The following is a 22,174-nucleotide window of genomic DNA, read 5'->3' as shown; positions in this document are numbered from 1 at the left end:
ATGAGACACATATAGCTCCGCTCCCTCGCTATCGCATGGAGCGAATCGAGGGCACCATCCTTGCCGGGCGGTCGTTCGAACCGGTCGACGGCAACGTTGTCGTCGAAGACGGGTACATAACGGCCATCGAGGAGACGCCGGCCCGTGAGAGCGACCACGACCGCATTGTCCTGCCGGCGTTCGTGAACGCACACACCCACGTTGGCGACTCTGTTGCGAAGGAGGCAGCCGTCGGGCTTGGGTTGGAGGAAGCAGTGGTCCCGCCAGACAGCCTGAAACACCAGCAAATCGAAGCGGCCGACGACGAGACGCTGATTGCGGCGATGCACCGCACACTCCGGTTCATGCAGCGAACCGGTACCGCAGCGTTTCTCGACTTCCGGGAGTTCGGCGTCGACGGCGCAACCGCGCTCCGCGAGGCCGCTTCGGGACTCGATATTGAGGACTTCATCTTCGGGAGCGACGACTCTGCGGTGCTGGATGTGGCTGACGGGTTCGGTGCCAGTGGCGCGAACGACGACGATTTCACCACCGAGCGGGCCGCTGCCGAGGAGCGCGCGGTTCCGTTCGCTATCCACGCCGGCGAACCGGACGCCACCGATATCCACCCGGCGCTGGATCTGGACCCGGACCTGCTGGTCCACATGGTCCATGCCGAGGCGGAGCACCTCGAACGGGTCGCCGACCAGAACGTCCCCATCGCGGTCTGTCCCCGTGCAAACCGCGTCCTCGGGGTCGGCCGGCCACCGATTGAGACGCTGCTTGAGTACACAGACGTAGCGCTCGGGACGGACAACGTGATGCTGAATGCCCCGTCTATGTTCCGTGAGATGGAGTACACCGCGAAAACGTTTGACCTCTCTTCGCGGACGGTACTTCGAATGGCGACGACCGCTGGAGCTGAAGCAGTCGGTCTCGATTGCGGTGTCATCGAACCCGGTCGCCGGGCCGCGCTACTGGTCCTCGATGGCGACTCGGATAACCTCTCGGCGGTCGCTGACCCAGTTGACGCAGTTGTCCGGCGGGCATCTCCGCTAGATATCGACCGGGTCATCTGCTAACGCGACGGCTGGAAGAGACTCGGATATCTTTTCGATTAGCGCTGGTCCGCGTGGGCGAACACGAACGCCCGAAGGAGTTTCGCGGCCAGCGTCGCCGCCTGCCCGTCGTCGCGGTCGTTGACCTCGACGACGTCGAAACCGACGGCCTGGGGTGCGACGGCCCGGACCACGTCGTGCATCTCGCGTGGGTCGAGGCCGAACGGCTCCGGCGTCCCGGTTCCCGGCGCGAACCCGGGGTCGGCGGCGTCGATGTCCACAGAGAGGTACACCCGCTCGTCGTCGAACGCGGGCGACCAGTCGGCAACGTCTTCGGGCGGAACCACGGTCACGTCGGCTTCGCTCGCGCGGTCCCATTCGGCTTCCGAGCCAGTGCGTGCGCCCAGTACGACCGCTTCGTCGGCCACCGAGAGCGCGTGGTTGGTCACCGTCGCATGAGAGTACTCGTCGCCGGCGTAGGATTCCCGCAAGTCGAGGTGTGCGTCCAGACAGACAAACACGTCCGGAGCGAGCGCGCGCACGCCAGCGACCGAGACAGTGTGTTCGCCGCCGACGACGAGCGGGACAGCCCTGTCGCTGCTGAAATCCGAGAGGGTACCCTGAAGATACGTGAGGTACTCGGCAACGTCGGCCGTGGGACCGATGTCGCCGTGGTCGTAGACGGAACAATCAGTGAAGTGCTGGTCGGTGCGGTGGTCGTAGTCGTCGAACTGCTGGCCGAATTTGCGGATGCGGTCGGGGCCAAAGCGTGCGCCGGGGCGAAACGATGTCGATGCGTCAAGCGGCGCGCCCACGATCGCGTAGTCGGCCGCCCCGCGGTCGGCCCCCGCACCGGGCAGCATCGTTACGAGCGTGTGATCTTGCGCTGCTCTTCGTACTGGAGGTACTCGATCTCGTCGTCAGGCTGGAGGTCGATGTCCTCGGGGACGCGCATCGTGAACGTGTCATACGTGTCGAGGTCCATTACCTGGGCGTCGTTGCCGTCAGTGGAGACGACCTGCCCCTGCTTCCGGTTGACAATCGGGACCCAGACCTTCGCGTCGACGGGCTGTGACAGCGAGCGCTTCTTTCCGTCGAAGACGCCCTTGGCGTCGATTCGGGCCTTGGCGCTGCCGTGTTTGCCCGGCTTGGCCGTGCTGTAGGAGTTGATCTTACACGGTGTGTCTTCGATCATGACGTAGCTTCCTTCGTCGAGCTCTCGAACTTCGGTCTGCTCTCTTGCCATACCGCCGGATTACCCCTGTTTGGGTATAAACGGTTTGGAATGCCGCAAGCCAGACCCGTCGTGACTCCCGCTCTGTAGCCGAGTTCGCCTAAAATGTAGGTCACACACGTCCAGAACGCCCGACAGCAGCACCGCGTACCCCGACCGTTCCCGCAGCTACCCCACAGTTCAAGTGAGCTTGCACTAACCACACAGGTGTGGCACTCTCGTTCGACCTGTTCGGGACGCTCGTTACGGCAGACCGGCCGTCGGAGCCGTGGGACGCCGTCGCGGAGTCGCTTGCGGCCCGGTCGGTTCGGGTCCCGGACGACTGGGAGGACGCTTACCGTTCGGCCCATCGTGAGTACGACCGCGGTCGGGAAGCGCCGCTGGACGAGCACGTTCGACTAGCGCTTGCCAGCCGCGGAACCGAGGTCACCGAGGAAACAGCGACCGAAGCCGTCCTCGACGCGTTCGACAGCCCGGTCACGGTCCGTGAGGGGGCCATCGACGCGCTGGACGCCGCCGCACAGCGAGGCCCGGTCGCTGTCTGCTCGAACTGCAGCGTCCCAGGGCTGGTCGAGCGAACGCTGGAACGAGCAACCATCGAAGCCCGGAGCGACCACTCGTTCGACGCCGTCGTCACCAGCGTCGACTGCGGCTGGCGGAAACCGCATCCGAATATCTTCGAATCGACCGCCGACGCGCTTGGCGTGGCGCTCGCAGACCTCGTCCACGTCGGCGACGACGCCCGGACGGACGGCGGCGCGGGCCGCGTGGGCGCGCAGTCGATGTTACTGGACGACCACTCGCTACCGGCGATAGCCGAACAACTCCGGGAGGACGAACTGTGTTGAGCGCGCTGGCGGTGGCCGTCGCCGGCGGGCTGGGACTCGCAATCGGTGAGCCGCCGACCCGCTTGCATCCGGTTGCGTGGTTCGGACGGCTCGTCGGAGCGGTCGACCGTGAGTGGGACCACCCGCTTGCGGTCGGGGGACTTGCCGCGGCGCTGTTGCCCGTTGGAGTTGCTGTCGTCGTCGGTGGCGGCGTCGCACTCGCCGCCAGTGTCGCGCCCCTCGCTGCCGTCACGCTCGCCGGCCTCACGCTATTCCTGACCACGAGTCTCCGCAGTCTCCTTTCGACCGCACGGGGCGTCATCGCTGACACCGACACCGACCTCCCGGCTGCTCGGGACGGGCTACTCGCACTCGCCGGTCGCGACGCCAGCGCTCTCTCTGCGGGCGAGGTCCGGAGCGCCGCCGTCGAGAGCGCGTCGGAGAACCTCGCCGACGGCCTCGTCGCGTCGCTGGCCGCCTTCGTTGGAGGGGGACTCGTCGCTACGGGCGTCGGCCTGCCAGCGCTTCCCGTCGCTGCCGGTGCAGCGGCGTGGGTCAAGGCCGTCAACACGATGGATTCGATGCTGGGCTACCGCTCGAAACGCGTCGGGACACCTGCGGCGCGGCTCGACGACGCCGTGATGTGGCTCCCGGCCCGGCTGAGCGCGCTCCTGCTTGCCCTCGCCTGTGGGTCGCCGCGGTCCGTAACCCGCGCCCGAGCTTGGCTGGACGGCGTCCCCTCGCCGAACTCCGGGTGGCCGATGGGGACGGCCGCCGCGGCGCTCGACGTTCGGCTGGAGAAGCCGGGCGTGTACGTCCTGAACCCTGCGAGAGGACTTCCCGACGTGGCGACGGCCCAGCGCAGCGTGACGCGGGTCGGCGTCGCCGGGGTGCTGGCGTACGTGCTGGCCGCTCTGGGGGTGGTCGCGTGGTTCTGACTGCGGTCCGGGGGGCGCTCGGGTTCCTCTCACGGCTCCCGGTTGGCCACAGCCAACAGGCGTGGGACGCCTTCGTCGGGACGCCGGCAGCGTTCCCGCTTGCCGGCTACGTCGTCGGCGGCCTCGTCGCGCTCCCGTTCCTCGCCGCCGGCCTGCTCCCAGCCCCGGTCGTCGCCGCGGCGTACCTCGGGAGCGTCGTCCTCGTCACCGGTGTCAACCACGCCGACGGCCTCGCTGACCTCGGAGACGCCGCCGTTGTCCACGGCGACCCCGAAAAGCGCCGCGACGTGATGCGGGACACGACCATCGGCGTCGGGGCCGTCCTTGCGCTGGGGACCGTCCTCCTCGCGCTCGCACTGGCCGCGCTGGCTGTCGCCCGGCTCCCGCCGCTGGTCGCCGTTTCGCTGGTCCTCGCCGCCGAGGTAGGGGCGAAGCTGGCGATGGCGACGCTGGCCTGCATCGGCCGCCCGAGCCACGAGGGGTTCGGCGCGACGGTCATCGACGGGAACGGCCCGCGCCACCTCGTCGGCGCACTCGCCGTCTCACTCCCGGCCGCCATTATCGCTGTTCCGGCAGCCACAGTCGCAGTTCTTACCGGCCCGCTGCTGGCGATAGGTCTCTCAAACTGGGCCGACCAGCGACTGGGCGGCGTCAGCGGCGACGCCTTCGGCGCGGCCAACGAACTCACGCGCGCCGTCGCGCTCCACGTCGGCGTCGCCGTGTGGTCGCTGTTCGGTGGCGTCTGGTCGATACCGCTCGTCGACTGGGGGGTGCTCGCGTGGACGCTCTCGTGATGTGTGGCGGTCGCGGGACGCGGCTCGACACCAAGGTCGAGAAACCGCTCTTTCGAATCGGCGGCGTCCCGATGGTCGGCCGTGTCGTCGGTGCACTCGAAGATAGTGCCGTCGAGAGAATTATCGCCGCAACGTCGCCCAACGCACCGGAAACGCAGTCACATCTGGACGTTCCGTGCATTGAGACGCCGGGTGAGGGGTACGTCGCGGACCTCGACGCGGCGCTGAATGACGACCGGCTCTCCCAGCCGGTGCTGACGGTCGCCGCCGACCTTCCGCTGCTTGACGGCGAGATAGTTGACCGCGTGCTCGACAGGCATAACGGGGGCTCGCTGTCAGTTCTGGTCCCGGCCTCGCTGAAGCGCGAGCTTGGCGTCAGCGACGACACGACGTTCGAAAGCGGCAACCGAGAAGTCGCGCCGACGGGCATCAACGTCGTCGGCGATGGCCCCGACGACGCCTGGCTCACATGGGACCGACGTGTCGCAGTCAACGTCAACACGCTCGCTGATGCGCGCGTAGCGGAACAGTGGCTGTAACCATATGCAGTGGACACCGAGCCGCCACGAAACTTTCTCCACATCGCCCACCGTAGCCACTGTCAATGGACCCTGATTCGGTCGAGGGCTTGCGGGCAAGTGGCGGCGAGGGACCCGGAGACGCCATCGGTCCGGACGGACGCGTGCCACACGGCAGTAGCGACGACCCGGACCTCCTGGATTTCAGCGCGAACACGAACCCCCGCGTTCCGACGGAGGCCGCGGAAGCGTACCGGGAGGCGTTCGACACAGCCCGCTCGTATCCGGCGGATGACTACCCCGAGTTCCGCGAGGCCGCGGCGTCCTTTGTCGGCTGCGACCCGGCGCAGGTGATACCTACTGCCGGCGGCCTCGAAGCCATACGGCTGGCGATTCAGACGACGGTTCGAGCGGGTGACAGCGTCCTCGTCCCGTACCCTAGCTTCGGCGAGTATGCCCGCGAAGTCCGGCTTCAGGGCGGGACGCCGGAGTTTGTTCCACACGACGAACTGCTGACCGCCGACCCGGACAGTCACGCGCTCGCCATCGTCTGCAACCCGAACAATCCGACCGGAGAAGCCGCCGACCCCGCGGCGCTCCGGGCCTTCGCCGATGACTGTCTGGAAGCCGGGACGACGCTACTGGTCGACGAGGCCTTTCTCGGGTTCACCGACGAGCAGTCGCTGGCGGGCCGTGAGGGCGTCATCGTCGCACGCTCGCTGACGAAGCTATTCGGTCTCCCCGGCATCCGGATGGGCTATGCCGTCGGGACCGGCGACGCCGGGGACCGACTCGCCACCGCGCGACGTGCCTGGTCGATGAGCGCCGCCGCGGCTGCGGTGGGCGCACACTGCTACGGACAACACGAGTTCGTCGCGGAGACGAAAGCCCGCATCGTTGACGAGCGGGCACGCATGCGGGAGCGGCTGGCGACGCGGTTCGACGTGTCCCCCTCCGATGCGCCGTTCCTGTTGCTGTCAGTCAGCGAGGCCGACGAGTCCGTCGACGATATCCTCGCCTCGGCCCGCGAGGCTGGTATCGCACTCCGGGATGCCCGCACCTTCCGGGGGCTGGACTCGCACATCCGCGTCGCTGTCAGAGCCCCCGAAGAAAACGACCGGCTGCTGGATGCGCTGGATGTTTGAAACGACTGTCCGTGACGGTGTCTGCCAGATTCGCCGCGAGGGAGCACGCTGGCTCTCGACAGCGTGGGACGGCGGCTACCGGACCGCGAACGCCGTCTACAACGTCACCGTCCCCGAGGGGTTCGAGCGGACCGACCTCAACGCCTACCGCGCCGAGCGGCTGTCTGGTGCCGGCTTCGCCGTCGGCCCGACGTTGCTCACTGGTGTTCACATGGAACACGCCCGCTGTGCCCGGAGCGGGTCGGTGTCGGTGCTGGCAACAGCGGGTCTCTCGAACCCCGCCGCGTTGCCGATGTCGGCAGCGGAGACAGCCGACGGCTCCGACGGGACTGCGTCGAATCCGGCGGACAGCCCCGACTGGCGGCCCGGGACGGTCAATCTCATCGTCGGTGTCGACCGGGCGCTGGACGAGGGCGCGCTGGCGACGCTGCTCGCCACCGCCGTCGAGGCGAAGGCTGCGACGCTGCTAGACGCGGCAAGCGTCCCCGGAACCACATCGGACGCGGCCATCGTCGGCTGTGTCCCGAGCGCCGAGCGCGCCTCTTTCGCCGGGAGTGCGACCGAAATTGGGGCCGCTACCCGCGTCTGTGTCCGCGATGCTATCAGAGCGAGTCTGGCCGCCCGCTATGGGGGCGACGCCCTGCCGACCGTCGACGGCGCGGAGTACGGCGTCGTCACCGACCGGGATACCGAGATTTTCGAGCCGTGAGAAGACAGTGTATCCCACGACGGTCCCGGAGTCCAAACGGCTAAACAGAATCCAACCGAACAAACGGATATGAGCGACAACACGGCCGGACCGACCGCCGAGCCCATCAGTCCGAGTGTGCCCGAGGAGTTCGGGCTGGTGCAGGTCTGGTGGGGCGACGGCAAGGGCAAGACCACGGCGGCGCTGGGGATGGCGACCCGTGCCGTCGGTCACGGCTACCGCGTCCACCTCCTGCAGTTCATGAAAGGCGGGACCAGCACCGTCGAAGACGTGCGCGGCGAGTACAACGCCATCGCCGCGCTCCCAGGGTTTTCCTACGAGAACGCCGGCCACTACGGCTGGCACGGCTTCCTCGACGGGAGCGAGGATGACGAACACGAGGCCCGCGCGAAGGGGGCACTCGACCGCGCCCAAGAGATTGTGCAGGCCAGCGCCGACGCCGACCTTTTGACGCCACAGGACGCCGACGGTCCGCCAGAGGGGGGGGTCAATATGCTTGTCCTCGACGAAGTTCTCTACGCCGCGAACCGCGGCCTCGTCGACCCCGAGGACGTGATTGGGCTTATTGCGGCCAAGCCCGACGACCTCGAACTCGTCCTCACAGGCGGACACGAGCGGCCGGAGTTCCTGACCGACCACGTGGACCTTATCACGGAAGTCAGCAAGGAGAAACACCCAATCGACGCCGGTCAGGGCGCGCGGAAGGGCACGGAGTTCTGAGCGTCCCGGCGGCCAAGAGAGGTACTTACCGCTCGGCCAGCAGGGCATCAACAATCTCGCGAGCCGCTTCGACGTGGTCGTCGGCAACGGCATCGTCGGTGCTGTCGACGTGTGATAGAATGTGGTCGACCGTCGCCAGCCGCTCGGTTAGCACGTCCTCAGAGGGGTCTCCCTCAGCAATGTCGGCGGCGACGGCCTCCGCCTCCCCGAGCCAGCGGCTGGCCGTGCGTTCGACCGGCCGCTCCCCGGTTTTCGTGAGGTGTTCGTGGAGGGCTTGGAGTCGTTCGTCGGTCACGGACAGACTTCGGCAGGCCGAGACAAAGAACTCTCGCCGAACCACTGATGTTCCAGGCGGCCCCAGACCGTCGTAATGGCCCACACGCTGCTGGTCGCCGGGACGGCCAGCCACGTCGGCAAGTCGACCGTCGCGGCCGGGCTCTGTCGCTATCTGGCCGACCGTGGTGTCTCGGTCGCGCCGTTCAAAGCCCAGAATATGAGCAACAACGCCCGGGCGACACCGGGCGGCGAAGTCGGTGTTTCGCAGTACGTTCAGGCCCGCGCAGCCGGCGTTGCGCCGTCGACCGACCACAATCCAGTGCTGCTGAAACCGCGGGGTGACGGCGAATCACAGCTCATTCTGGACGGCGATGCGGTCGGCCACTTCGAGGCGCGAGGCTACTACGACGAGCACTGGGAGGACGCGCTTGAGACCGCTCGCGCTGCCCACGACCGACTCGCGCAATCCCACGACGTGATTGTCGCCGAGGGCGCGGGTTCCATCGCCGAAATCAATCTCCACGACCGCGACCTAGCAAACATCGAGACGGCGCGCTTTGCCGATGCCGACATCCTGCTCGTCGCGGACATCGAGCGCGGCGGCGTGTTCGCGTCGCTCGTTGGGACGCTGGAACTGGTCCCCGACGACATCCGCAAGCAGGTGGCCGGCGCGGTCATCACGAAGTTCCGTGGCGACCAGTCGCTGCTTGACCCGGGCATCGATGCGTTCGAGGACCGAACCGGCGTTCCCGTCCTCGGCGTGCTTCCACACGACGACCCCGGGCTTCCCGAGGAAGACAGCGTCGCGCTGCCGCCAGTCGGCGAGCGGTCTGTCGTCGGCGACAATGACGCCGTTCCCGACGCTGAGGGCGTCACCGTCGCGGTCCCGCGGCTCCCGCGCATCTCGAACTTTACCGACCTCCAGCCGCTCGCCCACGAGCCTGGCGTCAGGGTCGCGTACATCCCGCCTGATGCCGCCCTCGACGACGCCGACGCAGTGGTCCTGCCGGGGAGCAAGAACACGGTCGACGACCTGCTGACGCTTACCGACGCTGGATTCGGTGACCGACTACGGGCGTTCGACGGCCCCGTCGTCGGCCTCTGTGGCGGCTACCAGATGCTCGGCGAGGCGATCACGAACGCCGGAATCGAGGGGACCGGCGACGCGGACCGCGTCAAGGGACTGGGCTTGCTCCCGGTGACGACGGAATTCAGCGAATCGAAGACCGTGGAACACGTCCAGCGAGATATCGATGGCGTCGGCCCACTCTCCGGGGCAAGCGGAACCGTCGAGGGCTACGAGATTCACATGGGCGACTCGAAGCTGACGGGTGCGGCGGCCCGTCCCTTCGACGGTGACGGCGCGGCCACCGATACCGTTCTTGGAACCTACCTCCATGACCTCTTCATCAACGACACTGCCAGAGATGCCTTCGTGAGAAATACATTCGAGAGTGCTGGTACTGTCCTCCCGGCGGCAACCGGGCGAGCCGACGGCGACCCGTACAAACAAGCGGCCGGTCTCATCACCGACCACGTCGACCTCGGGCCGCTCGGACTGTCCGACCAGTGAGTGTTTGATACTTTCTCAGATACCGGAAATTTATATGCAGCTAGCTCGCAATATTCTCCAATGGTCGAAGTGTTCGCGGTCGCCAGTGGGAAGGGCGGAACTGGCAAGACGACGAGCACCGTCGCTCTCGGGATGGCGCTTGCCGACCGCTACGACGTGACAGTCGTCGACGCCGACACGGGCATGGCGAACCTCCTCTTTCACGCCGGCCTCTCAGATGCGGAGACGACGCTGCACGATGTACTGGCTGCTGACGCGCCCGTCGAGGCAGCCACGTACGACCGGTTCGGGATGACTGTCGTCCCCTGCGGAACGAGTCTGGACGGCTTCAGGGACGCCGACCCGGGCCGGCTTCGAGACGTGGTTGCGGCGCTTGCAGAAGACACGGATATCATTCTGCTGGACTCGCCACCGGCGTTAGACAGCCGGACTGCAGTCCTGCCAATCGTGCTGGCCGACCGCATCGTTGTTGTCCTCCAGCCAACGATTCCAGCCATCTCGGACGGGCTGAAGGTTCAGGAGTACGCGACGACTTACGATACGGACGTTGCTGGCCTCCTGTTCAACAAGGTCCGCGAGTCCGAGTCTATCGAACAAGTCTCCGAGAAGACCGAGCGGTACTTCGACGGGCCGACGCTCGCGTCAGTTCCCGAGAGCGAGCGCGCCCGCGAAGCACGCCGTGCTGGCCGGCCACTCCTTGCTCACGCCCCCGAATGTGAGGCGGCAACAGCCTACCGAGCGGCCGCAGAGGCGCTCACAGTCCAGAACGGGACGGCCGCCGACGCCGCCGACCGGTTCCAGAGCGCTGTCATCCCCGAGTCACTATGAAGTTACCCCGCGGCCGACTCGACAAGTCACGCGTCGTCACGGACCCGCGGGACACACTCGCGGACGTGCTCGACCGAGAGCTGACCGGCTACGCCGTCTTCGAGTCCCAGAAGACGCTCCTGCTCGACGGCGAGGGCCGGGGCGTCATCACGTTTACCGACGGCGTCCCGGCGTTAGCCTACCACACTGGGACGGACCGCGGTGGCCCGCCGGCGCTTGCAGACCTCGCCATTCCCGGCCCGTATCACGTCTCACTGTACGCACTCGACGCCGCCGACCTCGAATCGGCACACGAAGCAGCCGACCTGCGAGTCCCGCCCGGGATGCCCGCCGAACGGCTTGGTGGCGACCCGGCGCTGGCCGACAGCACGCGGCGGGCGGCCCCCGACGAGCGGCTGTCGACAACGGACGACGAGGCGACAGCAACTGAGTCCAGATCCGGAGAACAGAGCGCTGTCGAAGCGTTCCTTGACGATGCGGAGAAAATCGAGGCGATCAAACAGCAGGCGCGCTCGGAGGCCCGCGAACGCGCTCAGGAGTGGGATTTCTGAGGGGCTTGCCTAGCTGGAGTTCGATACACCCGCCGAGGTCGGCACTGTCCGGCCGTACTCTACACCAGTCGAGATCAGTCTGCTCGGACCGGGATCCACCACACCCGCGACCGTCCGCCGACTTTCTTGCTCGTGATATCTGTCTCTGATTCGAGGTCGTGGAGTTTGTTCAGTGCGGTTCGGCGCGAGCAGCCGAGTCTGTCCGCCACCTCCGACGCCGTGAGTGGCTCCGCGTAATCGTTTCGGTGTTTGAACACCTCGATAACGTCCGATTCAGTGTACTGGATCTCTCGTCCAGGCGGAGACATACTTCTGTCAACGATTGCCACACACTTATACTGTCGGCTATTATTTCATTCTGGGTGAAAGTATAGAAACACAGCCTATTGTTGTCGAAAAAGGTTCAGGAACGTCAGAGCACAGAGGCATGAAAATCAGGGCTGTTACAGGCCCTGTAACATATGTTGGCTCCCGAAACAGTTACAGCGAATAAGTATAGACACCCCCCAGCTATATTCTATTCCGGGGATACGCCATCCCGCCCTCCAGTAAGTGCTGGAGCGCGACCAGTGCTCCCTTCGGCCCTTCCATACCAGCGCGTTATCAGTTCTTTTCCTGTACAGACAGAACTGCCGCGAGCGGTTGTGAACGCTCCCGGTATCGGTCGAACACTGTCTCAGCCCAGTGATACACTGCTGTAGCGTCAGATTCCGCTATCGCCCGGAGGTTGTTCCGGTCGTCGTAGGCCGCCAGACAGACCCGCGAGCGGTCCAGTGCGAGACCGATATCGAGCGTGGTGTCGTGGACGTGTGTGTCGATGTTCTCGTGTTCGAGGCCTCGCTCCAGTGCATCTGAGAAGTCGGACGCGGACCGTTCGAGGACACTGTGGTCAATAATGAACTCGATATGTGTCCCCGTTTCGAGCAGCTCCACCGCGGCATCGTTGAACACCGACGTTACGATAGGCGAGATGGCTCGAACGTCGCCATTGACCTCGTGCAGCCAGTCCGTGAACCGGTCAATCGCGGCCAGGGGGTTCTGTTCGGAACTCGTCGTGAGACACTCAGGGTCTAGCAGCTCCGACGGGAGGTCTGCTGCGATAGCGCCGAGATGGGCAGCCAGCGGGCCGATTGTCCGTGCCTGGTCGATTTCGCTGAGAAGCGTGCTATACTGGTCGAACACTCGCTGCCCAGTCACCGTGAGTTGATACTCGCCGTCCCGCTTGACGACCCACTGCCGCTCGGTGCAGCCCGCGAGTATCCGCTGAATTGTGGTTCGCGTTGCATCCACCGCATCACACAGGTCGGTGGGCCGTGCCGGTCGCTCCCGGAGCTGGGCCAACACCGCGAACCGCTGTGGTGACCCAGTAAGGAACTGGCAGTCCTCGAAACCGGTGTCGTCTGGACCCTCCGCCATTGGATACGTCTGTGTGGGCAATCATCTTAGCCTCTTTGGCGTTTGGCAACACTGCCCGAATAGTAGGCCTACTCGTCGCCGAAGGAGTCGAGACTGGCCTGTGTCCCCCCGCTTTCCGGGGCGTTGGAGGCATCCGTCCCGTGTTCCGCGGCGATGCGTGCAGCGGCTTCGCGACCACCGGAAAACGAGGCGCGACGTGCAATCGTTGGGTCATCCAGGGCATCAGCCGCATCGGGACGTACTGCCTCGTACCGCCTGTGGAACGCCTGTCGGGCCGCGTCATAGTCGACGACTGGGTGCGGATAATCATCGCCAATGTCGACGCCACAGGACGCCTGTACGTGGACTGGCGTCTGCTCGGGCCGGTCGAGGTACTCGTCAGGGAGCGACTCGATTTCGGGCACCCACTGGCGAATGAACTCGCCGTCCGGATCCTGGTCGCGGACCTGCTTGCGGGGGTTGTACAGCCGAAGGGCCGGTTTGCCGACCAGCCCACACTGGGACTGCCACTGCGTGTAGTTGATCGCCGCCGAGGCGTCGATGAGATGGTGGTAAAACCAGTCCGCGCCGATCCGCCACGGCTGCTGGAGGAGGTGGTAGTAGACTGAGGCGCACATCGATCGCATCCGAAAGTTGAGCCAACCCGTTTGTCTGAGACACCGCATCGAGGCGTCGACCATCGGAAACCCGGTCTGTCCGTGTTTCCAGGCAGCCACCAGATCGGGGTCGTACTGCTCCGCGTTGAACCCCTCGAGAACCGGGTTTACCGCCGTCTCAAGCCAGCCGGGCCAGTCTTCGAGCTTCTGCTCGTAGTGTTTGTTCCAGAACAACCGCGAGACGAACATCTCTTTCCCGCGGCCGTCGGGCGCGTGCTCGTCGATGTACTGGATGACCTGCCGCACAGAGAGACAGCCAAAGGCGAGATACGGCGAGAGCCCGCTGGTCCCGTCTCGTGCGTCCGTCGGCGCAGAGATGTTCCCCGGGTAGTCGTCGATCTGTTCGGCGAACGCCGACAGTCGCTCGCGGGCGGGGCCGGTCCCGCCGCGAGGAACGTCGGATTTCGACGGCCTGATGTCGTAGTACTCCTCGATTGCGTCGACGCCGAGACCGCTGTCGAAGCTTCGAGAAGTAACGGTCCCCGGGTCCCACTCGTACTGGTCGGCGGAGAACCACGCTGACACGTCGTCCTGCCACCCTTCTCGGGCCTCTGTTCGGTCGCGAACCAGCCCATCGCCGTCGACGAAAGTAACATCGCACTGTTCTCGCACGCGGCGGTCCCGGTCACGGCCGTAGCGGCCTGTGGGAACGGCCATCGTCACGATATCCCAGCCGGCCTCGCGGAACCGCCCCAGTACATCTACTGGGTCCCCGTGGGCGTAGGTGAGTCCGCGACCAGTGGCGGTATGATACCGGTCTGAGAGGTCGGCCAGACAGTCGTGCAGAAACCGGATACGGCTGTCACAGGCGAGGCCGTCTGCGCCGTAAAACGCCGGGTCGAACACGAACAGCGGGAGCACGTACTCGGATGTTGTAGCCCTCGCTACTGCAGCCTGGTCGCGGATTCGCAGGTGTTCGCGATGCCAGACGACCGTCCCGGCTTCGTCGTCGGCAAGCGTCGGAATCGCGTCTTGCCGTGGTGTCTCCAGCGTCTTTTCCGATTCCAGTCCCGCCATACGCGCTATTAGTTCAGTATTGGACCACAGACACCACTGTCTTTCGTCTTTCAGGGCCGCACCGCTCGGGACAGGAGTCGTGATTGCCAGAACCGAACAGCCGTATCTGGCTACCAGAAGGATTACACCGCGAGACCCGCGCTAGTCAATGATGGAATTCGAGTCCACACGCCGCCGATTCATGGAACTCGCCGGAGTAAGCGCGACAGTGTCGCTCGCTGGCTGTAACGCCCTTCAGGGAATCAGTAGCGGCGGAACGGAAACCGGGACGGGACCGCAGAGCCAGACCGCGAACGCGGACTCCGCGACGGTGACGGTCGTGGTCGAGCCGGACCAGACACAGTTGCGGGAACGACAGCAGGAGATCCAGTCCGAAATTCAGGCAGGGAATCTCACACGAAGCGAGGCACAGGCGGAATACCGCACCGCACAGGAGAGCCTTGCCGAAGACGCAATCAACTCGTTCGAAGAGCGTGCGACATCTGACCTCGGCCTCACTATCGACGATTCCATTTCCCAGGCGGGTGCGCTGTTGGTCACTGGCCCACCAGCCGGCCTCATCGGTACCCTTTCAATCGAAAGTGTCACCGGTATCCTCTCGCAAGCAACGTTCGAAGATATCCGGTCGCAAGTTCGAACTGAAACGCCGGGCGCGACGGAGTAGCGCACACAACGGACCGTCTCCTGATTTGTGGCAAGAGGTGCAGTTTTGTTCCGGACTGTCACCGTGAGGACCGGCCGCTAGTTTCCAGAACTACGGTGACAGTTGTTTCGCCACGTTCGGTTGTTGTCGTCACATCGAAGCCAACTGCGAGAATGTGTGTACGGCCCACGCGGTCCTGTGCGACGACGCCGCGGTCGGCGGTGCAGTCCCCGAACTGGCGGTCCGGCCCCGACGGACAATTCGCGTCTTTCCACTGCTGTGTCGCAGTACCGTTGTAGGTTATGTTATAGTGGATGCCGTCCTCGATGCGGGACGTCTGGAGTCGGTCAAGCCGAGGTCTTAGTCCAGTGCGAAGGGCCGTCACTGCCGAATCGTTCACGGCCCAGGCGTACTGACTCGGGATAGATGCGCTCTCGGTTGCGACGGCTCGCTCAAGGACCCGAAGCGCGTCAACAGACGGGTCATCATCGTAGTCTGCTGTCGCGCGAACGTCGTCATGATACCCCAGTTGCAGGGACGCAAAGAGAATCGGGACAAGTGCGACAGCCACGACTGTGGCCGCAACGAGGACTAGCTGTCCGCGCCGGGTCATGCGTACCACACGATAATTTGGACACTCCCGTGGCCCGTCGGCACAGTTGCGGTCCCGGTGCTGACACCCTGTGGCGTCGGCGTACCGACCGCCCCGTGCGGTGTTTCGACCCGAAAGAGGACATTGTCAGGCAGGATGCGGGCGACCCGGTTCGAAAGCGCGTCCCGTTCGCGGTCGAACGCCGTCGGACTCGACACGATCTCCTGCAGCCGCGTCGCTCCGCTGTGTCGCGGCGGGTCGTTAGCGAGGAGTGCTGCCGTATCCGAGGCGTACGCATCAAGTTGCGGCCCCTGCCGGTCCGGCGCTGGTGTCCCCAGCGCAAACCCGAGCGCGACGCCGAGAATCAGCACTGTCCCGAGGGCAACTTCCACGAGCGACAGCGGCAGTTGTGCCCTAGGCATCGACGGTCACCACAAGCGTTTCTTTCGTCGACCGCGGGGCATCGTAGCCGAGGGTTACGTTCCCGGGTTCGAGTCGGCCGGCGCGCTGGAAGCGCAGTTCCGTCGTCTCGTAGGGCACCAGCGGGACCTCGTAGCTGCCATGCAGCCCGCTTCTGTTATGGAGGACGACCCGGTCATTAGCGCGGACCGTCCAGACTGTCGTGCCGGCCGGCGGGTCGATAGTTACGGTGGCCTGTGCGCTCCGGCGAGGGAGCGTTACCGCGTCGGTCGTCGTCAGGTCGGGGGTGAGTGTTCGTCGTTCCCGAGCCTCGACTACGACGAGACGGCTGATCCGCGTGCCGCCCTGCACTGTGCCGCTGCGTGCAATCTCCTCGTCAGCCAGTTCGACGCTGACCGCATACTCACTGGCTGGCGGTGCGCTCCGCTCCAGCGCCGCCCGGTCGAAGTTGTCCACCCGGGATTGATTGAGCACGTTGCTCCGGGCGGCTAGCGGTCCGTCCGCCGCAACGAGTTGGTCGGCAGTCGCGGCGGCGACCCGTCGTTCGTCAGGAGTTCTGTCCGCACCAGCAATCGCCGTGTCGGCAATCGCAATCCCCAGACTAGTGACAACGGTCAACAGCACGAGCGCGATGCCGAGCGCCGCGAGCGATGTCTGGGCACGCGGACTGTTGGCAGGGACGCAACACCGTTCGGTCATCGCTCTGCCTCCAGCGTCACTGTCACGCTCCCCCGTGTTCCAGAGACAGCGACCACGGTCGGACTACCGCTCTGCCATTCACCTTCGAGGGTATCGACTCTGTCGGGCAACAACGGCTGTGTTCGGCCGCCGATTTCGGGGTCAGGATGGTCGAGGACGAGAGCATCTCCGTCAGTCCGGACGCTGTATCCTGCACCGTCAATGGTGGCCGGCAGCGACACCCGAACAGTTGTAGAGACGGCCCGAGCATCCGGCGGGACAGCCTGCTCGACGCGAGCCGTCGCTTCGGCAAGTGTTCGGTCGCCGAGTTCTGTCCCGACGGCGGATTGGTACGCCGGGACAGTGCCACCGTACAGCGTGGTCGTCACTAATCCGAGGTACAGCAGCACTATCCCCATGCTCAGCAGTTTCTCGACGACCGTGCTGAGCGCGCGGTTATCCATGTCCCACCTCTGTCCGCATATCGTGGCGGACCAGATACAGCGTCCGCCGGCCGGGGAAGGTCGCCACGACGCTCTGGACGCCGTCGCCGTCAATATCCCTGACTCGCGTGGTTGCACCGACACGCTGGAAGTACTCAGTGAACGGCCGGGGTGTCTCCGTCTCGATAGCCACGCTGTAGTTGTCGGTCGGGAGCCGTTCGCGCTCGTGGCTGACGTTCTGTCGGATGCCTGCAGACACACCGCCGGTTCCGGACACTGTGCCGCCGCTGGCGTTGACCAGCGGTGCGCCGACGATGACCGCTGTGTCGTCCCGCGTCGCCGTCACCGGCGGGTCAGTTTCGAGCCACGCGTTCCCCGCTGTCCCGCGCACAACGCTGCCAGCGAGAAACCGAACGGGGGTATCCCCGGACTCGTACACCACCGCATCGACAGGGACCGTTTGCCGGACCCCGGAGTCGTTGAGAACGCGCAGTTCCCGCTCCGCTGTTGTCAGCCGCCCTTCAGTAAACCGAACGCGGGCCGTCTGGTGGCCCGTCTGCTCTACTGGCCGGAACGCCGTCTCGAACGTGTCGGCAACGCGGGCCTCGTCGGCAGTCGTCGTGTGTCCGTCGACGACACTCCCGACGACAGCCGTTAGCCCACCGAGCGCGACGACGGTCAGCCCCAGCAACAGCACCACGCCGACGACGTGTGACTGGGCGCTGGTGTCGGGATTCAAATCAGACCAGCCCCCGCGAAGACGACGTAAGCGACGAGTACCAGCCCCGAGGAGTGCAACAGCGCTTCGTACACACCGCGACTCGCCGTGCCGGCGAACCAGCCACAGGCCAGCATCGTCGCCTGCGTGACGACGTAGAACCGGTGTTGCTCCCGGGCCGGCTTGATCGCAGTCGGGTCGAAGGCGATGTTCGCGCCGCCCGAGACGGCGGATAGTTGCGCGAAGCTATCAAGGACGTATATGTTGACGGCGACGGTGATGCCGATGACGAGCAGCGCCGTCGTCCAACCGACGGCAACGTAGACGAGCAGGGCTGAGCGGATTGATTTGCGCAGATGGTAGAGTTGTCCTATCTCTGTCTGGAGCGTTTCGAACACGTCCTCCGCATCACTCCCCGTATCCAGCGCACCGACGACCAGCCCGATGGTCTGTTCAGCCATCGGCGTGCCGACGCGGTCGACGAACTGGTCCAGTGCCGCGGCACGGCGGTCGGCCGCGGCGTCACCGGGGCTATCACCGAGCGAGAGCGTGAACGCGAGTGACTGGACATCGCTAGCGAGCGCACCGAGTTCCACATCGTCGGCAACGCGTCGGACCGCTTCGGGAAACGGGCGGCCCAGCGCGACGTGGCCGGCCACCGCGTGAACGAAGTCCTGAATCTCCCGGTCCTTCGCGTCGTCTGCTCTGGCCCGGCGGACCGTTACCACACCGACGGGGACGCCGACGGTGGCATACGAGAGGAGCGCGACGTTGACCGGCCGGTAGCCCAGCGACCAGAGGCCGGCCGCCACGACGGCTCCCAGCGGCACGCAGGCGAGGAGTGCGCTCGCAGGGTTCGATGGAATCGTCGCGAGTATCGCGACGGGGCTGTCCGGCAGGCTGTAGCTCGGGGCGGCCGTGTTCCGCGGGCGGAGCGTAGCAACGACGAAGGCTGCCAGCAGGCCGGCAGCCATCACGAACGCCGCACTCCCGTAGACGACGATGGCACGGACGGTCGTCTCGCCCAGCGGCGTTGCGACCGGGTCGGAGAGGCCGGGCGCAAGAATGCCCATCACGGTGACGATGAGTACCACGAGCGCGGGCAACACCAGCAACACGACGAACAGTTCCGCGAGCAATTCGAGATAGCCGGTCGCCCGTTCGTGCTGTCGGCTCTGCTCGTGTGACAGCAAGCGCCCCTCCATCTCCAGATATCCTTCCAGGGCCTCGGCGCTCTGGTTCGCGTGTTCCCGGAACTTCAGCAGAAACGGCGCAAGCAAGTCCCGCGAAGGCGTCTCGCTGGCGACCCGCTCGATACCGGTGTCGAGACTGCCAGTGAGAATACCTTGATTGAGCGCGCGCCGGAAGGCGACTGCTGTCTCGCCGTAGGCGTCCTGTTCGGCAACGGCGCGTAGCATCTCACGCCGGTCGTGCGTTCCGGAGGCGAGGACTCTGAGGTATCTGACTGCGCCGGGAAGCGTGGCTGCGATGTCCGCGCGCCGCGCGCTGGCGACCCACGAGAGATACCGATTTCCAGCGACGAACACGCCCCGTTTGAGCGTGAGTCCAGCGCCGGTTCCAAGCACAGTGGCCACGAGAAGGCGAGGGACCGCTGGGAGCGCCAGCCGATTGATAACCGGGAGGCTCTGCTGGAGCACCGCGATGAACGAGTCGAACGTCTCCGGCGGCACGAGCATCGCTGCCGTGGCGGTTCCGACAACGCCCACACCGAGTGCCAGCCACGAGAGCCCGTACACCCTGGCAACGTAGACGCCGAAGCCGGCACTTGGATAGGCGGCCCGGTAGCGGTCACGCGTGCTTGCATGGCTGTCATCCTCGGCGTGGTGGGCGAACAGGGCGTACAGACCCCGGTCGAGCAAGCCGAGCGTCCCGCCGCCCTCAGTCGTCACCCGTACCGACCTCCAGTTGTGGACTGTCGGGGGTGCCGGCCTGTCGCCGCAGCCGCTCGACGGTCGCTGCCTCGTTGGTCTCCAGGTCGGCCAGAACGCCGAACAGGTCGTCGAAGCCGGTCAGTCTTTCCTGAACGAGGTACTGTACGTAGCGGTGGCGACGGTGGAACGCGTCCTCGACAGCCGACACCGGCTCGTCACGGAGATCCGAGAGTCGGTCGAAGATACCGGTGTCGACCTGCCGCCGGTCGTCGCCGAACTGCGGGTGGTCGTAGGCGAGTTCGAAGCTCCCGTCGGGCCGCCGCCAGCAGACGCTGTTCCAGTGGATGGTCGTCCCGTCCTTGTGTATCGTCCCGCTCCGGTCGTTGTTGCTCTCGACGACGGACGGGTCGTCGACGAACTCGACCACTTCGCCGACATAGCGCTCCCCATCAACGTGCCGGGGGAACACGACGAGGTCGATCTCTTCGAGTAGGTAGGTCGGCAGGCCCTTTTCGATAACGCGGTTGACCAGCGACTCAATGTCGCCGGCGTGGGTCGTCCCGATAACGCCGTGGCCGGTGTTGAGCGTTTCAGCGAAGGTTTCGAACGACGCGGCGGTGTTGATCTCTGCGATGACCTCGATATCTGGGTTCAGATAATTGCACTGCGTCATCAGGTCAGCCATCGTCACGCGGCGGTGGTCCCGCTCGTGGTCCCGAGTAGTGAGCGAGACACCTGTCTCGTGCGGGATTCGGACCTCACGCGACCCTTCGTCGATACTGATGGGACGGTCCCGATATGGGATAAAGGGCATATGCGCGTTCATCAGGGTCGTTTTGCCGGCTCCGGTGGGTCCCGAAAAGAGGACGACGCCGTGAGATTCATACAGGAGCCACAGCAGCGCGACGAGTTCCGTCGGCAGCGAATCACGCTGGACTAGATCGACCGGTGTCATCGCATCACCCGACTGTTTCCGGATAGAGATGTGGGGACCGCCTTCGCTGATAGTCGGGAGGGCAACGGCACAGCGGATGGTGTCGTCGGCGTCGTGGAGGCCATCGCCGTCGGGGTCGATGTTGACCTTCGCGCTCGGGTTCGAGGCGTTGAGTTCAACGCCATCGTCGGCGGCCAACTGCGTGACGACGTTGACGAACGCGGCCTCCGAATCGAAGGCGAGGTTGGTCGGTACCCGACCGTCGTGGCCAAGGTCGGCGCGTGGCAGAACTTTCACGCGCTCGTCGACCCGGTTCGCCTCGATGTCCTCAAGCGTGTGGTCCCGGATCGGGACGGTGAGCTTCCCGTAGCCGACCAGGTCCCGAAGCACGTAGTACAGCAGGTCGTCGAGTCTGTCGTCGGCGAACCGATGATCGACCGGCGGCACGGCCAGATCGAGTTCGGCCAGCGCCGACCGTAGCCGGTAGCGGGCGGCGTCGACCCACTCGGTCGTGTTGCGGACAGTTAGCTGCCGAGCCAGTAGCGAGCGGGCGCGCTCCCGGACGAAATCGACGCGGTCCTGAACGACGCCGTCGACGCCGGTCTCCCAGACGCGCTCTTTGCACACTTCGATAAGTTGTTCGTCGCCGGGGAGCAGGTCAGGCTCTCGAACCGCGTACTTCGTCGTGAACGGGTCAGCACCAAGGAGATGCTCGCGGTAGACGACGACGGGAATCTCGAACCCCTGGAACCGGACGGTGTGGCGCTCGACACGCTCGCTCGCGAACCGGTTAAGATACGCCGGGTCCGGTCCGAGGTCAGTCTCCGCCGGAGCGTAATCGTCAGTGTGGACGACGACGCCATCGTCAGTCACGTCGGCGACGTCGATGCGGGAATCCAGCGCGTATGGGGTCAGGTCGTCGAAACACGCCAGCGACGAGAGCGCATGGTACTCGACTCGACGACGGCTCGCTGGCGACGCATCGACCAACCGATCGATGACCCGGCGGTGTTTCGCGTCGAACCCCCCGTTCATTCGCTCTACGGCCCCCTCACGCGTCCGTGGCCGCTCGATGTTCGCGCCTGCGAAGTGTGACTCGACGGTCGACAGTGCGTCGGTTTCTGACGCTGAAAGCACCGGATCACGGACGTCGTACCGGAACCCGCTCCGTCCACGTCGAACAGTCACGACGACGCCCGGATACACCTCGTCTTGCTCGCGAACGTCCGGCGCGTACCAAGCGTCGGCGGCATCCGGTGGCGTCGGTGTGGGGACCACCGGTGCAGTCTCCGTGTCAGCCTGTTCGGTCATACGCGCTTTTAAACTACCCATTATACTTAAAGTTGTAGACTTGATTTTGCGTAATTTAGTCAAAATATAAGAGCCAGAAGAATAGGATATGGATTGTCGGTGTAGATCAAGGAGGGTTCTTTGCTAACATATTACAGTAGCAATATAGTCGACCGCCAAATAGTGTCGAAAAATCACAAAGATAGAGTGGTAAACGCGGATGCGTCCGCTTGTCGTCTACCTAAATTTGGACTTTCGAGATATGCACCAGAATCATCATAATTGAGCCCGCAAATCAATCATCTGGATGAAAGAAACGCAGCCA

The 22,174-nt window shown here is 65.1% G+C and carries 25 protein-coding genes; 12 read left to right on the top strand and 13 right to left on the bottom strand.

Annotated elements, in window-relative coordinates:
• Window positions 1–35: 35 nt before the first annotated feature.
• Entirely contained in the window at window positions 36–1,061 is a 1,026-nt protein-coding gene (locus G9C82_RS12695) for an amidohydrolase family protein (RefSeq protein ID WP_127014284.1), read from the top strand.
• A 35-nt stretch (window positions 1,062–1,096) separates the two neighbouring features.
• On the opposite strand, the gene speB is transcribed toward G9C82_RS12695, so the two are convergent.
• Together speB and G9C82_RS12685 are read right to left on the bottom strand one after the other, a co-directional pair.
• Window positions 1,097–1,900: an agmatinase gene (gene speB, locus G9C82_RS12690; RefSeq protein ID WP_007188748.1), complete on the bottom strand. Its 804-nt coding sequence runs from the start codon at window positions 1,898–1,900 to the stop codon at window positions 1,097–1,099.
• 2 nt (window positions 1,901–1,902) lie between these two features.
• Window positions 1,903–2,283, bottom strand: a complete 381-nt coding sequence (locus G9C82_RS12685) for a translation initiation factor IF-5A (protein ID WP_004515075.1) — start codon at window positions 2,281–2,283, stop codon at window positions 1,903–1,905.
• A gap of 197 nt (window positions 2,284–2,480) precedes the next feature.
• On the opposite strand from G9C82_RS12685, the gene G9C82_RS12680 reads away from it, so the two are divergent.
• The 7 genes from G9C82_RS12680 (at window position 2,481) to G9C82_RS12650 (ending at window position 7,922) form a co-directional block, all read left to right on the top strand.
• Complete coding sequence (locus G9C82_RS12680) at window positions 2,481–3,119, top strand: HAD family hydrolase (RefSeq protein ID WP_127014283.1); 639 nt, start codon at window positions 2,481–2,483, stop codon at window positions 3,117–3,119.
• On the top strand, window positions 3,113–4,036 hold the full coding sequence (locus G9C82_RS12675; RefSeq protein ID WP_127014282.1) for a CobD/CbiB family cobalamin biosynthesis protein: 924 nt from the start codon (window positions 3,113–3,115) through the stop codon (window positions 4,034–4,036). The genes G9C82_RS12680 and G9C82_RS12675 overlap by 7 nt, the downstream gene beginning before the upstream one ends.
• The gene (gene cobS, locus G9C82_RS12670; RefSeq protein WP_127014281.1) at window positions 4,027–4,830 is read left to right on the top strand and encodes an adenosylcobinamide-GDP ribazoletransferase; all 804 of its coding nucleotides are present in this window, start codon (window positions 4,027–4,029) and stop codon (window positions 4,828–4,830) included. Before G9C82_RS12675 ends, cobS begins: the two co-directional genes overlap by 10 nt.
• A complete protein-coding gene (locus G9C82_RS12665; RefSeq protein WP_127014447.1) occupies window positions 4,830–5,369 on the top strand; it encodes an NTP transferase domain-containing protein in 540 nt (179 codons plus the stop codon). The genes cobS and G9C82_RS12665 overlap by 1 nt, the downstream gene beginning before the upstream one ends.
• Window positions 5,370–5,434: 65 nt before the next feature.
• Window positions 5,435–6,493: a threonine-phosphate decarboxylase gene (locus tag G9C82_RS12660; protein WP_127014280.1), complete on the top strand. Its 1,059-nt coding sequence runs from the start codon at window positions 5,435–5,437 to the stop codon at window positions 6,491–6,493.
• Window positions 6,486–7,202: an adenosylcobinamide amidohydrolase gene (locus tag G9C82_RS12655; RefSeq protein ID WP_127014279.1), complete on the top strand. Its 717-nt coding sequence runs from the start codon at window positions 6,486–6,488 to the stop codon at window positions 7,200–7,202. Before G9C82_RS12660 ends, G9C82_RS12655 begins: the two co-directional genes overlap by 8 nt.
• A 69-nt stretch (window positions 7,203–7,271) precedes the next feature.
• Window positions 7,272–7,922, top strand: a complete 651-nt coding sequence (locus G9C82_RS12650) for a cob(I)yrinic acid a,c-diamide adenosyltransferase (protein ID WP_127014278.1) — start codon at window positions 7,272–7,274, stop codon at window positions 7,920–7,922.
• Between the two features lie 25 nt (window positions 7,923–7,947).
• On the opposite strand, the gene G9C82_RS12645 is transcribed toward G9C82_RS12650, so the two are convergent.
• Window positions 7,948–8,217 carry a hypothetical protein gene (locus G9C82_RS12645; protein WP_004958126.1) on the bottom strand — a complete coding sequence of 90 codons (270 nt, stop codon included), beginning with the start codon at window positions 8,215–8,217 and terminating at the stop codon, window positions 7,948–7,950.
• A 75-nt stretch (window positions 8,218–8,292) separates the two neighbouring features.
• On the opposite strand from G9C82_RS12645, the gene G9C82_RS12640 reads away from it, so the two are divergent.
• From G9C82_RS12640 to G9C82_RS12630, 3 genes are read left to right on the top strand one after another with little or no spacing between them, the layout of a single operon-like run.
• A complete protein-coding gene (locus tag G9C82_RS12640; RefSeq protein ID WP_127014277.1) occupies window positions 8,293–9,771 on the top strand; it encodes a cobyric acid synthase in 1,479 nt (492 codons plus the stop codon).
• Between the two features lie 60 nt (window positions 9,772–9,831).
• A complete protein-coding gene (locus G9C82_RS12635; RefSeq protein ID WP_004958129.1) occupies window positions 9,832–10,599 on the top strand; it encodes a P-loop NTPase in 768 nt (255 codons plus the stop codon).
• On the top strand, window positions 10,596–11,150 hold the full coding sequence (locus tag G9C82_RS12630; RefSeq protein ID WP_007188741.1) for a hypothetical protein: 555 nt from the start codon (window positions 10,596–10,598) through the stop codon (window positions 11,148–11,150). Before G9C82_RS12635 ends, G9C82_RS12630 begins: the two co-directional genes overlap by 4 nt.
• Before the next feature lie 74 nt (window positions 11,151–11,224).
• Here the strand turns inward: G9C82_RS12630 and G9C82_RS12625 are convergent, their stop codons facing one another.
• The 3 genes from G9C82_RS12625 to G9C82_RS12615 all read right to left on the bottom strand — a co-directional run bounded on the left by G9C82_RS12625 (window position 11,225) and on the right by G9C82_RS12615 (window position 14,239).
• Window positions 11,225–11,458, bottom strand: a complete 234-nt coding sequence (locus G9C82_RS12625) for an HTH domain-containing protein (RefSeq protein WP_004515058.1) — start codon at window positions 11,456–11,458, stop codon at window positions 11,225–11,227.
• 295 nt (window positions 11,459–11,753) lie between these two features.
• Entirely contained in the window at window positions 11,754–12,566 is an 813-nt protein-coding gene (locus G9C82_RS12620) for a winged helix-turn-helix domain-containing protein (RefSeq protein WP_127014276.1), read from the bottom strand.
• 68 nt (window positions 12,567–12,634) lie between these two features.
• Window positions 12,635–14,239 carry a cryptochrome/deoxyribodipyrimidine photo-lyase family protein gene (locus G9C82_RS12615; RefSeq protein WP_127014275.1) on the bottom strand — a complete coding sequence of 535 codons (1,605 nt, stop codon included), beginning with the start codon at window positions 14,237–14,239 and terminating at the stop codon, window positions 12,635–12,637.
• Between the two features lie 151 nt (window positions 14,240–14,390).
• Between G9C82_RS12615 and G9C82_RS12610 the strand changes: the two genes are divergently transcribed.
• Window positions 14,391–14,903, top strand: a complete 513-nt coding sequence (locus G9C82_RS12610) for a hypothetical protein (RefSeq protein WP_127014274.1) — start codon at window positions 14,391–14,393, stop codon at window positions 14,901–14,903.
• A 58-nt stretch (window positions 14,904–14,961) separates the two neighbouring features.
• Here the strand turns inward: G9C82_RS12610 and G9C82_RS12605 are convergent, their stop codons facing one another.
• The 7 genes from G9C82_RS12605 to G9C82_RS12575 are packed head-to-tail and all read right to left on the bottom strand — an operon-like array spanning window position 14,962 to window position 21,870.
• Window positions 14,962–15,495 carry a hypothetical protein gene (locus G9C82_RS12605; protein ID WP_127014273.1) on the bottom strand — a complete coding sequence of 178 codons (534 nt, stop codon included), beginning with the start codon at window positions 15,493–15,495 and terminating at the stop codon, window positions 14,962–14,964.
• Window positions 15,492–15,896 carry a hypothetical protein gene (locus tag G9C82_RS12600; RefSeq protein ID WP_007188737.1) on the bottom strand — a complete coding sequence of 135 codons (405 nt, stop codon included), beginning with the start codon at window positions 15,894–15,896 and terminating at the stop codon, window positions 15,492–15,494. Before G9C82_RS12600 ends, G9C82_RS12605 begins: the two co-directional genes overlap by 4 nt.
• Window positions 15,889–16,593: a hypothetical protein gene (locus G9C82_RS12595; protein ID WP_127014272.1), complete on the bottom strand. Its 705-nt coding sequence runs from the start codon at window positions 16,591–16,593 to the stop codon at window positions 15,889–15,891. Before G9C82_RS12595 ends, G9C82_RS12600 begins: the two co-directional genes overlap by 8 nt.
• Window positions 16,590–17,036, bottom strand: a complete 447-nt coding sequence (locus tag G9C82_RS12590) for a hypothetical protein (protein WP_007188735.1) — start codon at window positions 17,034–17,036, stop codon at window positions 16,590–16,592. The genes G9C82_RS12595 and G9C82_RS12590 overlap by 4 nt, the downstream gene beginning before the upstream one ends.
• Window positions 17,029–17,754, bottom strand: a complete 726-nt coding sequence (locus G9C82_RS12585; RefSeq protein WP_007188734.1) for a type IV pilin — start codon at window positions 17,752–17,754, stop codon at window positions 17,029–17,031. Before G9C82_RS12585 ends, G9C82_RS12590 begins: the two co-directional genes overlap by 8 nt.
• A complete protein-coding gene (locus tag G9C82_RS12580) occupies window positions 17,751–19,643 on the bottom strand; it encodes a type II secretion system F family protein (RefSeq protein WP_127014271.1) in 1,893 nt (630 codons plus the stop codon). The genes G9C82_RS12585 and G9C82_RS12580 overlap by 4 nt, the downstream gene beginning before the upstream one ends.
• Window positions 19,633–21,870, bottom strand: coding sequence for a type II/IV secretion system ATPase subunit (locus G9C82_RS12575; protein WP_127014270.1), 2,238 nt, complete (start codon window positions 21,868–21,870; stop codon window positions 19,633–19,635). Before G9C82_RS12575 ends, G9C82_RS12580 begins: the two co-directional genes overlap by 11 nt.
• Window positions 21,871–22,174 lie beyond the last annotated feature (304 nt).

It is taken from the genome of Haloarcula sp. R1-2, assembly GCF_011627385.1.
Taxonomy (GTDB): domain Archaea; phylum Halobacteriota; class Halobacteria; order Halobacteriales; family Haloarculaceae; genus Haloarcula; species Haloarcula marismortui.
Note: the sequence above shows the minus strand (reverse complement) of the source record. Positions and strands in the feature narration are given on the sequence as shown.